This is a genomic window from Phyllobacterium sp. SL163 (assembly GCF_049896885.1).
Lineage (GTDB): Bacteria > Pseudomonadota > Alphaproteobacteria > Rhizobiales > Rhizobiaceae > Phyllobacterium > Phyllobacterium calauticae.
In genome coordinates this window covers 1-13,244 of record NZ_JAFCVE010000008.1, presented here as the reverse complement: position 1 = coordinate 13,244, position 13,244 = coordinate 1, and the positions used below count along the sequence as shown (strand labels likewise).

The 13,244-nt window shown below is 60.7% G+C and carries 10 protein-coding genes and 1 pseudogene; 7 read left to right on the top strand and 4 right to left on the bottom strand.

All coding sequences use genetic code 11. From position 1 onward, the window contains the following. Positions 1-16 precede the first annotated feature (16 nt). Complete coding sequence (locus ACP7B1_RS17975) at positions 17-250, top strand: hypothetical protein (RefSeq protein ID WP_426137171.1); 234 nt, start codon at positions 17-19, stop codon at positions 248-250. A gap of 205 nt (positions 251-455) precedes the next feature. Here the strand turns inward: ACP7B1_RS17975 and ACP7B1_RS17970 are convergent, their stop codons facing one another. Further along, positions 456-2,126 carry a Na/Pi cotransporter family protein gene (locus ACP7B1_RS17970; RefSeq protein ID WP_346306726.1) on the bottom strand — a complete coding sequence of 557 codons (1,671 nt, stop codon included), beginning with the start codon at positions 2,124-2,126 and terminating at the stop codon, positions 456-458. 383 nt (positions 2,127-2,509) lie between these two features. Between ACP7B1_RS17970 and dnaG the strand changes: the two genes are divergently transcribed. Next, the gene (dnaG, locus tag ACP7B1_RS17965; RefSeq protein ID WP_346306725.1) at positions 2,510-4,480 is read left to right on the top strand and encodes a DNA primase; all 1,971 of its coding nucleotides are present in this window, start codon (positions 2,510-2,512) and stop codon (positions 4,478-4,480) included. 305 nt (positions 4,481-4,785) lie between these two features. Beyond that, positions 4,786-6,810, top strand: coding sequence for an RNA polymerase sigma factor RpoD (rpoD, locus tag ACP7B1_RS17960; protein WP_105732097.1), 2,025 nt, complete (start codon positions 4,786-4,788; stop codon positions 6,808-6,810). Between the two features lie 140 nt (positions 6,811-6,950). On the opposite strand, the gene ACP7B1_RS17955 is transcribed toward rpoD, so the two are convergent. Further along, a complete protein-coding gene (locus ACP7B1_RS17955; RefSeq protein ID WP_223612639.1) occupies positions 6,951-7,475 on the bottom strand; it encodes a TIGR00645 family protein in 525 nt (174 codons plus the stop codon). 130 nt (positions 7,476-7,605) lie between these two features. Then, a complete protein-coding gene (locus ACP7B1_RS17950) occupies positions 7,606-9,930 on the bottom strand; it encodes an OmpA family protein (protein WP_426137170.1) in 2,325 nt (774 codons plus the stop codon). A 263-nt stretch (positions 9,931-10,193) separates the two neighbouring features. Here ACP7B1_RS17950 and ACP7B1_RS17945 point away from each other — a divergent pair, with 263 nt between their 5' ends. The 3 genes from ACP7B1_RS17945 to ACP7B1_RS17935 all read left to right on the top strand — a co-directional run bounded on the left by ACP7B1_RS17945 (position 10,194) and on the right by ACP7B1_RS17935 (position 11,972). Next, on the top strand, positions 10,194-10,658 hold the full coding sequence (locus ACP7B1_RS17945; RefSeq protein ID WP_346306723.1) for a YcgN family cysteine cluster protein: 465 nt from the start codon (positions 10,194-10,196) through the stop codon (positions 10,656-10,658). A 117-nt stretch (positions 10,659-10,775) separates the two neighbouring features. Further along, positions 10,776-11,129: an antifreeze protein gene (locus ACP7B1_RS17940; RefSeq protein WP_346306722.1), complete on the top strand. Its 354-nt coding sequence runs from the start codon at positions 10,776-10,778 to the stop codon at positions 11,127-11,129. 111 nt (positions 11,130-11,240) lie between these two features. Continuing rightward, complete coding sequence (locus ACP7B1_RS17935; protein WP_426137169.1) at positions 11,241-11,972, top strand: SIMPL domain-containing protein; 732 nt, start codon at positions 11,241-11,243, stop codon at positions 11,970-11,972. Positions 11,973-12,041: 69 nt separating this feature from the next. On the opposite strand, the gene ACP7B1_RS17930 is transcribed toward ACP7B1_RS17935, so the two are convergent. Continuing rightward, positions 12,042-12,713 (bottom strand): HAD family hydrolase, encoded by a 672-nt coding sequence (locus ACP7B1_RS17930; protein WP_346306721.1) that lies wholly within the window; start codon positions 12,711-12,713, stop codon positions 12,042-12,044. A gap of 176 nt (positions 12,714-12,889) precedes the next feature. Between ACP7B1_RS17930 and ACP7B1_RS17925 the strand changes: the two are divergent. Next, positions 12,890-13,244: pseudogene (locus ACP7B1_RS17925) on the top strand (homoserine dehydrogenase); the annotation flags it as partial.

The window sequence follows — 13,244 nt, the reverse complement described above, 5'->3', positions numbered from 1 at the left end:
GGGTATGCGGTATGCGATGCTTGCGATCCTGGGACCACCCGCCCCGGCGATTTCAGGTCTTGCCTGTTCTGCCTTGTTTCCTCATCGGAAACGCGCACAGCGTCAGCGCAACCTCCTCATCCCGCAGGTTTTCCTGCGGGACGAAGTGCCGATCCTTTCCCGACTTTCGAAGGTTTCCGGAAGCATTCCCGCCGGAAAGGACAGGGATGAGAATATCCCGGGTTGGGACGTGGTGGATAAGTTGGCGTGATTTTTGTTTGATGGGTGGATGGCAGAGCCATTGTGCGTGGTTCGACAAGCTCACCATGAGGGAGGTGGAGGGCTGCGGAGCGTTACATCCTGCAACGTTTGTGATTGGCATTGCAACCAAATCACTTCCCTCATGGTGAGCTTGTCGAACCACGCACCGTGCTTCTGTCATCTCTGCAAACCAACAGCGCCCTATCGCCAATAAATCAGTTGTTCAGCGCGCGCAGGCGAGTGGTGTTGAGCAGGCCCTGTTCCTCCAGCACCGGATAGGCCATGGCGGCCAGCAGCGAGTTGATCTGCTTGAGGTCGCGGATGGTATCGAGGTGGATCGAGCTGGTCTCCAGGCTGCGCAGCGTCCCCTCGCGCAGGCGGCTGAAGTGGCGCTGGCTGCTCTGCTTTTCCAGATCGCGCAGAAGATCCTTTTCCAGCACCAGCTGGTGCGCCATTTCGCTGTCGCGCGACACCAGAACGTTGAACGCCATGCGCGCATTGGTCAGGACCTTTGCGTGGAAGTTGCTGAGTTCCAGCCAGCCCTCATCGGTGAATTTCAGCTTGCGGTCCATCTTCTTCTGCACGAGCGCGAGCATGTTGCGCACGATGATGTCGCCGACCTGTTCGAGCTTGACGCAGGCGCCGAGCAGTTCCTGGGCGCGGCTGACTTCCTGCGGCGACAGGGCGCGCGTGGTCAGCTTGGCCAGGTAAAGCTTGATCGCGGCATGCTTGCGGTCGACCTTGTCATCGAGGCCCGACAATTCATCGATGCGCGCCTGCTCGGGATTCTCGTAGAGCCCGATGATCCGCTGCAGCATGATTTCCACGGTTTCGCAGACGCGGACGGTCTCGCGGGTGGCATTGGCAAGGGCAAGGCTCGGTGCATCGAGCACACTTTCATCCAGCGCGCTGAGCTCCGCCTGCTCCAGCGACGGGGTTTGCGGCGCCGGGGCATTGAGCGCGACGATGGCCTTGGTGGCCTTCAGGACAAGGCCCGACAGCGGCACGCCGGCGAGCAGGATGATAATGTTGAAAAGGATATGCGCATGGATGATCTGGTCGGCCGGCGCCGCACCGAGGAAGGCCACCGACGGCTTGAAGGTGAGGTAGGCGATGAGGATGACAAGAGAACCGGCGCCGCGCATCAATAGGTTGCCCATCGGCACGATCCGGGCCTGCGGTGCGGCATTGCGCGTCAGCAGCGGTGCGATGAAGGACGAGCCGAGATTGACGCCGAACACCATGACGACGCCGAGTTCCGGATCGATCAGCCCGCGCGAGGCAAAGGTGACCAGCAGCAGGATGGCCGCGATGCTGGAATGGAACAGCCAGGTCATCAGCGCCGCCAGCATGAAGGCGGTGACCGGGTCGGTGCTCAGATAGCTGACGATGACAGGCAGGAGGTCACTGTTGCGCAGCGGCTCGGTGGCCTGGCCGGTCATCTCGAGCGACAGCACGAGAAGGCCGATGCCGACGAGAATGCGGCCGATCTGGCGCCAGTCGCCGCGCTCGGTCGACATGAAGATGACGGTGCCGGCGAGCAGGCACAGAGGCACCAGCAGGGTCAGGTCGAAACTCAGGATCAGCACGACGAGCGCCGAGCCGACCTCGGCACCGCGTACCGCCATCAGCCCGGAAATGCCGCTGACAATGCCGGACCCGACGAAGGAGCCGACGAGCAGGCTGACGGCCGTCGAACTCTGCAGGGCGATGGAAAGCATCGTACCCCAGAGGACGGCAAGGACGGGATTGTGTAGCACGCCGCGCAGGCTTTGGCGCATGCGCTCGCCATAGGCGCGCTCGACACCGGTGCGAACCATGCGCGTGGCCCACAGCAGAAGGGCCACCGCACCTGCGAGATGCAATAAAACTGTCGAACCGTTCACTTGAGCCAATCCTAACGAGGTGGAAAAATGCGGTATACAACCAGACCAATTCTAGTTGCCAATTATTAAGATAACATATCAATCCAAAAGGGGAAAAAATATGTTCCGGCTAAGAAAAATTATGTCGTTTTTGACAAAGTGTAACAGTTTTATGACAGTCTTTGGCTGTGCCGGTAATGATGAGCCGGCTTTTTAATATCCGATCTGATAATTAAATCAAAAAGATAGGATGAGCGGGGGATGACCGGCTTGCAGACCTTTCACCGCCCCCCGATATGATGCAATATGGAACCGGTTCTGCAGATAGTTGTTGAAACCGTGGAAAATGGAGGCATTCAGGGCGTGAGCCCCCGAATCGCCGGATGAAGTGAACGAAGAGCAGCATGCGATTTCCGCCATCCTTTCTCGATGAGATCAGGGAGCGTGTACCGATTTCCAGTGTGATCGGCACGCGGGTGTCGTTCGACCGGAAAAAAACCAACGCGCCGAAGGGTGATTTCTGGGCGTGCTGCCCGTTCCATGGCGAGAAATCGCCGAGTTTCCATTGCGAGGACCGCAAGGGCCGCTACCACTGCTTTGGCTGCGGGGTGACGGGCGATCATTTCAAGTTTCTCACCGAGCTTGAGGGCCTGAGTTTTCCCGAGGCGGTGCAGCGCGTCGCTGACATGGCCGGTATTCCCATGCCGGCGCGCGATGCCGAGATGGAAATGCGCGAGGCCAAGCGCGCTACGCTTTATGACGTCATGGACATGGCGACGAAATTTTTCGAAGAGCAGCTGCAGTCGGCGGCAGGCGCCAAGGCGCGGGCCTACCTGCGCGATCGCGGCCTGTCGGCAACCACCCAGCATGCCTACCGGCTGGGTTATTCGCCGGAGAGCCGCAATGCGCTGAAGGAGCATCTGGCGCTGAAAGGCGCGACACGCGAGCAGATCGAGGCCTGCGGCCTCGTGGTCTATGGCGACGACAAGCCGGTGTCCTACGACCGCTTCCGCGACCGCATCATGTTCCCGATCGAGGATCTGCGCGGGCGGGTCATCGCTTTCGGCGGCCGAGCGCTCACACCCAATGCCCCGGCCAAATATCTCAATTCCAACGAGACCGAGCTGTTTCACAAGGGCAAGGTGCTGTTCAACGCCCTGCGTGCCCGGCGGGCCGCGCAGCCGCAGGCGGGGCAGGCCGCCAAGGCCGTTATCGCGGTCGAAGGCTATATGGATGTGATTGCGCTGGCGCAGGCGGGCTTTGGTCAGGCGGTCGCGCCGCTCGGCACGGCGCTGACGGAAGACCAGCTTGATCTGCTCTGGCGCATGTCGCCCGAGCCGGTGCTGTGTTTCGACGGCGATCAGGCCGGGATCAAGGCGGCCTACCGTGCCATCGATCTGGCCATGCCGGCGCTGAAGCCGGGGCGGTCGCTGCGCTTTGCCGTGCTGCCGGAAGGCAAGGACCCGGACGACCTGGTCAAGGCATCGGGCCCGCAGGCGTTTCAGGCGGTGCTGGACGATGCCCGGCCACTCGCCGACATGTTGTGGACGCGCGAGACCAGCGGCGGGGTTTTCGACACGCCGGAACGGCGCGCCGAACTGGAATCCCGGCTCAAGCAGATGACGGCGCTGATTGCCGACGAGAATGTGCGCCGCCATTATGCGCAGGATGTGCGCGACCGCATCCAGCAGTTCTTCGGTTCGAACCAGCGCAGCAACAACAACCGGCGCGACGGCGACCAGCGCGGCAACGGCCAGAATGGCTATGGCAACCAGAACGGCTACGGCCAGCGGGGCAGGGGTGCGGCCTCGGGGCGGCTCGCCGTTTCCGACAGTCTTGCCCGCTCGGTGCTGGTCAAGACCACGTCGGCGGCGCCGCCCCTGCGCGAGACCGCCATCCTGATGACCCTATTCAACCATCCCCGGCTGATCGAAGAGGATTTCGAAACGGTGGTGCGGCTGGAATTCAGCCACCCGGACCTGAAGCGCTTTCATTCGGCCATGCTCAATGCCCTGGCCGAGCACCACGTGGTGGACGGGCTGGAAATGCGCAAGGCCATGGCCGAGGCCGGACACGGCACGTTGATCGAGGCGCTCGAGGCGCTCGTGCGGCGCGCCCGCATGTGGACCGCGACGGCGGAAGCGGCGGAAGAGGATGCGCTGGAAGCATTGCGGCAGGCCGTTCACTTGCATCAGCGCGCAAGCACACTACATAAAGAGCTGAAAGTAGCTGAAACCGCGTTGGCGACGGAAACGACCGACGAAAACCTCAACCGGCTGCTCGATATTCAGAACGACATCCGCAACGCCCAGGCGACGGAGGCACTGATCGAGGGCTTTGGAATCCCCTCCGGACGGTCCGGAAAGGGTTTTTGACGAAATTGATTCGCTTTTTTGCCGCGAATCAGTTGAGTCGGGGTTGACGTGGGTCAATAATGACGGAATCAGATTGCGCGGAATTGAAAATATTGGGTTGATGTTTGTAGGTTTGGCTGAAAAACCGGCAAATACGGCAAATATACAATGTGCTCGCCATCGGAATAACAAGGTTAATCCGGCATTAACGGGATTTCGGCTAGTCGATCATTTATTACCTTGACGCTGCAGGGGAACCGGTGCGCCACCGCACTCGTTAGTTCCCATGCATGAACAAAGCGAAACGTCGCTTGGAGACATAGAATATGGCAACGAAAGCAAAGGAAAACGAAGAAGTAGAAGTCGAGCGCGAAGGCGCGCCGGACGGACCGCTTCTCGACCTTTCCGATGACGCTGTCAAGAAGATGATCAAGCTCGCGAAAAAACGCGGCTATGTGACGATGGACGAGCTCAATGCCGTTCTGCCGTCCGAAGAGGTCACTTCCGAACAGATCGAAGACACGATGGCCATGCTCAGTGACATGGGTATCAACGTTGTCGAAGATGACGAGCAGGATGCGGACGCCGAAGAAGCTGACAACAGCGACGACGAGAGCGATGCCCGCGAGCTTGCCGACGCAACCGGCACCGCCGTTGCACCGACCACGACCAAGAAAGAGCCGACCGACCGCACCGACGACCCCGTGCGAATGTATCTGCGCGAGATGGGCACTGTCGAGCTTCTGTCGCGCGAAGGCGAAATTGCCATCGCCAAGCGCATCGAGGCCGGGCGCGAGACGATGATTTCCGGGCTGTGCGAAAGCCCGCTGACCTTCCAGGCCATCATCATCTGGCGCGATGCCTTGAACGACTCGCAGATTCTGCTGCGCGAAATCATCGACCTTGAAACCACCTATGCGGGCCCCGAGGCCAAGCAGGCTCCGGTGATCGAGCGCGTCGAGGAAGAAAAGCCGGCCGCCGGCAATGACCGTTCGCGCAGCCGCCGCGACGACGACGACATCACCAATGTCGGCGGCGATACGCCCGTTGAAGACGATGATGACGAGGATGATGAAGCCAATCTGTCGCTCGCCGCGATGGAAGCCGAGCTGCGTCCGCAGGTCATGGAAACGCTCGACGTCATCGCCGACACCTACAAGAAGCTGCGCAAGCTGCAGGACCAGCAGGTGGAAAACCGCCTCGCTGCCTCCGGTTCCCTGTCGCCAAGCCAGGAACGCCGCTACAAGGAACTGAAGGATCAGCTGATCAAGGCGGTGAAGTCGCTGTCGCTGAACCAGAACCGTATCGAAGCGCTGGTTGCCCAGCTCTACGACATCAACAAGCGTCTGGTGCAGAACGAAGGCCGTCTGTTGCGTCTTGCCGAATCCTATGGCGTGCGCCGCGAGGACTTCCTCAAGGAATATCAGGGCAACGAGCTTGACCCGAACTGGCTGAAGGCCGTTTCCAACCTCACCACGCGCGGCTGGAAAGAGTTCACCAAGAACGAAAAAGACACGATCAAGAACCTGCGCACGGAAATCCAGAACATGGCGCAGGAAACTGCGATCTCGATTTCGGAATTCCGCCGCATCGTCAACCAGGTGCAGAAGGGCGAGCGCGAAGCGGCTCTTGCCAAGAAGGAAATGGTCGAGGCAAATCTGCGTCTCGTGATTTCCATCGCCAAGAAGTACACGAACCGCGGCCTGCAGTTCCTCGATCTCATTCAGGAAGGCAATATCGGCCTGATGAAGGCGGTCGACAAGTTCGAATATCGCCGTGGTTACAAGTTCTCGACCTATGCGACCTGGTGGATCCGTCAGGCGATCACCCGTTCGATTGCCGATCAGGCGCGCACCATCCGCATTCCGGTGCACATGATCGAAACGATCAACAAGATCGTCCGGACATCGCGCCAGATGCTGCATGAAATTGGCCGTGAACCGACCCCGGAAGAACTGGCGGAAAAGCTGGCCATGCCGCTGGAAAAAGTGCGCAAGGTGCTGAAGATCGCCAAGGAACCGATTTCGCTGGAAACACCGGTCGGTGACGAAGAGGATTCACATCTCGGCGATTTCATCGAGGACAAGAATGCGCTTCTGCCGATCGATGCGGCCATCCAGGCCAATCTGCGCGACACGACGACCCGGGTTCTCGCTTCGCTGACGCCGCGTGAGGAACGCGTGCTGCGCATGCGCTTCGGCATCGGCATGAACACCGACCACACGCTTGAGGAAGTCGGCCAGCAGTTCTCGGTGACGCGCGAGCGTATCCGCCAGATCGAAGCCAAGGCGCTGCGCAAGCTCAAGCATCCGAGCCGCTCGCGCAAGCTGCGCAGCTTCCTCGACAGCTAAACCGCAGACAATGCGTTGGAAATGCAGACGGGATGGGTGAAAACCCATCCCGTTTTGCTTTGCGGGACCTGCCATCGCCGGAAGGGCGCGGGCCGGAAAAGAAAAAGCCCGGAAAATCCGGGCTCTTTGTTTCATTCGGTTCAGATGGACGGCTCGTTCGATTTCTTCCCGCCTTTGTCCTTGGCCATGATCTTGTCGATATAGGCGAGGAACAGCGCGGAGAAGACGAAGGCGAGGTGGATCACCGTGAACCACGTCAGCTGTTCGGTCGTGTATTTCGTCAGGTTGAGGAACACCTGCAGAAGATGGATCGACGAGATGGCGACGATGGTCGATGCCACCTTGATCTTGAGCGAACCGGCATCGATCGTGCCGAGCCAGTGCACGTCGTCGGCCTGGTCAAAGCGGCTGACGAAGTTTTCATAGCCGGAGATGATGACCATCACCACGAGGCTGGCGACCAGCGCCGCATCGATCAATCCCAGCATTTTCAGGATGGTTTCGGTTTCGTCGAGGCTCGTCACCTTCATGACGAAATCCAGCAGCTTTCCGGCAAAGGAAAAGGCATAGATGGCAAGCGCAACGGCAAGCCCAAGATAGAAAACAACAAGCAGCCAGCGCGACGCCAGGATGATGTTTTCGATGAATATTTCGATACGTTTCATAAACAGCAGGGTCCGATTGATCTCATGCATCAGATAGCGATGCGGCCGGCGAACTCAAGACAAAACCACCGGCCATCACAAAAAACCCGGACCGAAGTCCGGGTTTTCGCATGACGGCCTGCGGATCAGGCTATTTGCTGGCCAGCGGCTGCACCAGCGGGGTGATGCGGCGGATGGCGACGCGGCGGTTCTGCTGTTCGGGACCGTCGGTCTTGATCTTCAGGTAGCGTTCGCCGTAGCCCTGCGTCGCCATGTTTTCCGGCGGGATGCCGAAGACATTGGTCAGCGCCTGGGCAACCGATTCCGCCCGCTTGTCCGACAGCACGAGGTTGGCCTGATCGGAACCGACGGCGTCCGTATGGCCTTCGATGAGGAAGGTTTCCGCCGGGTTCTTCTTCAGGATCTCGGCCATCGCCTTGGCAACGCTGTCGAGATGCGGGATCTGGTCTTCGGTGATATCAGCCGAACCGAACTTGAAGGTGATGGTGTCCAGATCGATGCGGCGGACCTTGTCGCGGATACGGGCCGAGCGCTTGACCTCGTCGACCGAATAGATGCGTTCGACGCGTTCCACCGGCGGGCGGGAGAAGAAGTCATAGACATCTGCTTCCGGCACCTGATCGGCATCGAGGATGTAGTCGGCAATCGGGATATCGAGCACCAGCGGCGGCAGGTCAAGGCCGGGATCGCGCCACTGATAGCGTTCCTCGCGGTCGTAATCCGGCGTGTAGCTCAGCAGAACCTCACGCCCGTCGGGCATGACGCGCGACCGCTGGATCACATCGCCATAGCGGTTGCGGATCGTGACGACCTGGACGCCATTGTCGCGCACGATGGTTTCACGGGTGCGGTTGCGCGGCAGGTTCTCATAATAGACATCCTGCGCATCGCGCGACATGCGCGGACGATCGGAGCTTTCCACGAAGATGTTGTTGTTGACTTCGACGATCGTGCGGTTGTCGATCTGCTTGATCACCTGCACGTCGGCCGGGCGCTCCTCGCGCGGCGCCTGCTTGACGCGGGTGCCTTCCTCGGTGCGGATGGGCTCGATCCTGACCGGGACAAGCGCCTTCTGCACGTCCGCATCGTTCTTCGGCGGCGGTGCGGGCGGCGTGGCCGGGGCCTGAACGGCGGGCTGCTGGACAACCGGCGTTGCACCGGCCGGCTTGCCGGCGGCCTGGCCGCCCGTGCCCTTGGCCGGCGGTGCGGGTTTCTGGCTGTCAAGCACCGGCGCGGCATTTTCCGGCAGCGGCGATGGTTCCTTCGATGCGGGTTTTCCAGCCTCGACAGGGGTTGCGGGCTTTTCGCCCGTTGCGGGTTCGGTGACCGGCGCGGGTTTTTCAGCGGCGGGTTTTGCAGCCGCAGGTTGTTCGGCAGCCGGCTTCTGGGCTTCGACGGGTTTGGCCGGCTTTTCGCCTGCTGCCGGTTCAGTGACCGGCGCGGGTTTTTCAGCGGCGGGTTTTGCAGGTGCAGGCTGTTCGGCAGCCGGCTTCTGGGCTTCGACGGGTTTGGCCGGCTTTTCGCCTGCTGCGGGTTCTGTGACCGGCGCGGGTTTTTCAGCGGCGGGTTTTGCAGGCGCAGGCTGTTCGGCAGCCGGCTTCTGGGCTTCGACGGGCTTGGCCGGCTTTTCGGCCGCTGCGGGTTCAGTGACCGGCGCAGGCTTTTCAGCGGCGGGTTGTTCCGGTGCTGGCTTCTGCGGCTTGGGCTGTGCCGGTTTTTCGGCGGGCTGTTCGGCGGCCGGGGCTTCCTTGGCGGCCTTGTCGGCTGCCTTCTGGGCAGCGTCGGCCTTCTTGCGCGTCTCGTCTTCTGCCGCCTTCTTGGCCTGTTCAGCCTCTTGCGCAGCAGCAGCCTTGGCAGCCTGCGCATCCGCAGCGGCCTTTTGCTTGGCCTCTGCTTCCACGGCTTTCTGCTGTTCGGCGGCTTTCTGTGCCTCGGCCTGGGTGGCGCGCTTGGCCTGTTCGGCTTCCTGGGCGGCGGCCTTTTCGGCGGCCTTGGCAGCCTGTGCCTCCTCCGCCGCTTTCTGCTTGGCCTGGGCTTCTACGGCCTTCTGCTGCTCGGCCGCCTTCTGCGCTTCTTCCTGGGCGGCACGCTTGGCCTCCTGGGCGCGTTCGGCTGCCTGTGCTTCGGCGGCGTGCGCTGCCTCGTCGGCGCGCTTCTTGGCCTGTTCTTCCGCCTGCTGCTGGGCGTGGGCGGCGGCGGCAGCCTCCTTTTCAGCGCGTTGCTTTGCCTCTTCGGCGCGGGCGGCGGCTTCGTGCTCCGCTGCCTTTTGCGCTTCTTCCTGCTGCTTCTTCGCCAGCTCGGCAGCCGGATCGGCTGCGGCCTGGGCCATCAGCAGCGGTGCTTCATTGGTGTTGGAGGAGATGTAGGGGCGAGGGAGAGGCGACTGCTCCGCCATCGCCGAGGGCGAAGAGAACAGAATTGCTGTCGAAGCAAAAAAGAGCGCTGTACGTTTCATTGTCATCCCTGTCTTGCGTTTCCTTCCTTGGAAACACGTCAAATGTTTGTGACCGGAGGTTGTGCCAGCTTTGTGGCAGCCGATTGTCCATCGCGGTCTTCTCACCAGATTCCTTGAGCCTCACACCGGTACATGTGTGATCCTGCCTGAACCCGATTACAGCAAGATTGCACGGGTGCGCCTGTATCCGATGTGAAGGCACCGTTCATCTTGCGTTCATGCAAAACTCTGGACGCGGCGTTACGGTCGATGTATTGCAACGCATGCCCAAGGAACCATTCTGGAAAACCAAGACGCTCGACGAGCTGAACCGCTCGGAGTGGGAGAGCCTGTGTGACGGCTGCGGCCGCTGCTGCCTGCACAAGCTCGAGGACGAAGACACGGAAGAAATCTATTTTACCACGGTGGCCTGCACCCTGCTCGATGCGGGGACCTGCCAGTGTTCAGATTATGTGCACCGCAAGAAGAAAGTTCCCGATTGCGTCTTCCTGACCCCGGAAATCGTGCGCGAGGTGGACTGGCTGCCCGATACCTGCGGCTATCGTCTGATCGACGAGGGAAAAGACCTGTACTGGTGGCATCCGCTGGTTTCGGGCAGCGCGGACACCGTGCACGAGGCGGGTATTTCGGTGCGCGGCAAGATCACCGCCTATGATCATGACCTGAAAACGGACGAAGATTATTTCGACCATATGATGATGGCGGAATCGCCGTCTTCGGAAAATTAATCCTACTGAACGGGAGATGAACGGCGCGTTGAAGCTTTGTTCAGGTGAATAGTGGAACAAACGGTCACCTTCCGGACTTTCCCGTCCGGAGCAACAAGCAACAAAGGAGAAACGCCCATGTCCCGCATGTCCATCAAGATGCTCGCTGTGACCGCTGCTCTCGGGCTCGGTTCGGTGTTCGGTGTGAGTGCCGCCTCGGCAGCGCCGGTGGCATCGTCCATGGCTGATGCCGCCGGTCCGGTGTCCAATGTCGTCAAGGTCGATCATCGCTACGGTCACCGCTATCATGGCGGCTATCGTCCCGTCCGCGCCTGCAGCGTCAACCAGGCCCTGAACAAGGCAAGCCGCATGGGTATCCGCAACCCGCGCGCGGTTGTGAACCGCAATGCGGTCCGCGTCACCGGCTGGCGCTATGGTCATCGCTCGGCGGTTGTCTTTGCCCGCGCACCGGGCTGCCCGATCATCCGCTGATTTCATCCGTACACGTAATGCACGCGTAGGGCGAAAGTTGTATCTTTCGCCCTATTGCGCCCATAATCGGCTGCGACGCAGCTGTGTCACTTCATCTTGGGGAGATCATCCATGACACCAAAATTTCTAGCCGTGGCTTTTGCCGCAACCGCAATGATGGCCGTTCCGTTCGCTGCCATGGCAGATGAGACACCGCGCCCGCGCATTACGGTGACCGGGGAAGGCGAAGCCACTGCCGCGCCTGACATGGCTATCGTTTCACTCGTCGTGCTGCAGGAAAAGCCGACCGCACGGGAAGCTTTGACCGCCAACAACGAGACCATGGCCAAGGTTCTCGACGCGATGAAGAAGGCCGGAATCGCCGAGCGCGACCTGCAGACATCCGGTTTCAATATCGATCCGCGCTATGTCTATCCGGACAACAAGCAGGGCCAGCCGCCGCAGGCACCGAAGATCGTCGGCTATGCCGTCTCCAATTCGCTGTCCGTGCGGGTGCGTGACCTGAAGAAGGTCGGCGAGATTCTCGATCAGTCCGTCACATTGGGCGTCAACCAGGGCGGCAACCTGACATTCACCAATGACAAACCGGAAACAATCGTCGAGGAAGCGCGCAAGAAGGCCGTGGCCAATGCCATTGCCAAGGCGAAAACCCTGACGGCTGCGGCGGGCGTTGAAGTCGGCAAGGTCATCGAGATCAGCGAGCAGACGTTCCAGCCGCGCCCCTATGGCGGTGCGCCGCGCGCCAAGATGATGGCGGCCGAAGCATCTGATTCGGTCCCGGTGGCTGCGGGCGAGAACAGCTACAATGTCACGGTCAATGTGACGTTCGAGCTGAAGAACTAGGATTGGCTTGAGACCAAGCGAAAAGGGTGCCCCACGGCACCCTTTTTGTTTTTACGTGCACGCTGCCGGTCAATCGTTGGCGGCGCGCATCCAGTAGGAAATATCCTTCCAGTCGGCGAAGACGGCGCTGGCGCCCTTGTCGAGCAGGGTCTGGGCGTGGGCCGTGTAGGTGTGGCCACCGCCGGTATAGCCGATGGCCGTCATGCCCGCCGCCACGGCGCCTTCGACACCATAGGGCGAATCCTCGATGACAACGCAGGCCGATGGTTCGTGGCCCATGTCGCTCGCCGCATGCAGGAACAGGTCCGGGGCGGGCTTGCCGCGCTTGACCATGGACGAGCTGTAGATCGCGTCGCCAAAATATCCGGCAAGGTCCGTGGTTTTCAGGCTGAAGTGGATGCGCTCCAGCGACGATGACGAGGCAACGCAGCGGGGCGTTTCCAAGTCCGCGAGCAGGGCGGCGATACCGGCGGTCGGCTGCAGGAACCGGCTGAAGACCTGTTTTGTCTCGGGCCACAGCCCGGCTTCACCCGCGTCGGACAGGTGAAAGCCGGTCAGCTCGCCGATTCGCCGGATGATATCGGCCTGCTTCATGCCGACGCACTGGGCAATGGTGCCTGCGGGCAGGTCCATTCCATGGCTGGCATAGACATTGTGATAGGCCAGTTCCGCCAGCGGCTCGCTGTCCACAAGCACGCCATCGCAATCAAAAACTATCAGATCGAACCTGTTTTGCGGCATTTCCATCTCTCTTCAAAGCCTGCGTTCCATGGGTCGACGCAGTAGTTACGGGATCATCGTTATCATCCTTATAATGCACATAGGTCTTGACTAAAATACAAATGTTCAATATTCGATTGGCAGGATAAGAACGGTTTCCGGCATCGCATCGGAAGCCTTTTGAGGAGCGTTTTGGTATGGCGAGCAATGTGGCATTGACGGGATTGGCGCGGGACATGCAGGCGCGGGCGGATGCGGGTCGTCCGATCCGCATCGGGCTGATCGGCTCGGGCGAGATGGGCACGGACATCGTCACGCGGGTGGCGCATATGCCCGGCGTCGAGATCGGCGCGATTTCCGAACTGAACCTGCCCAATGCGCTCAAGGCCGTCGATATCGCCTACCAGGAACCCGGGCATGCCAAGGAAGTGACCACCGCCTCGGCCCTGACCGCGGCGATGGAGGGCGGCAGGATCGCCGTCACCGACAATGCCGACCTCATCCTCGAAAATGACCTGATCGACGTGGTGATCGATGCGACGGGCGTTCCGG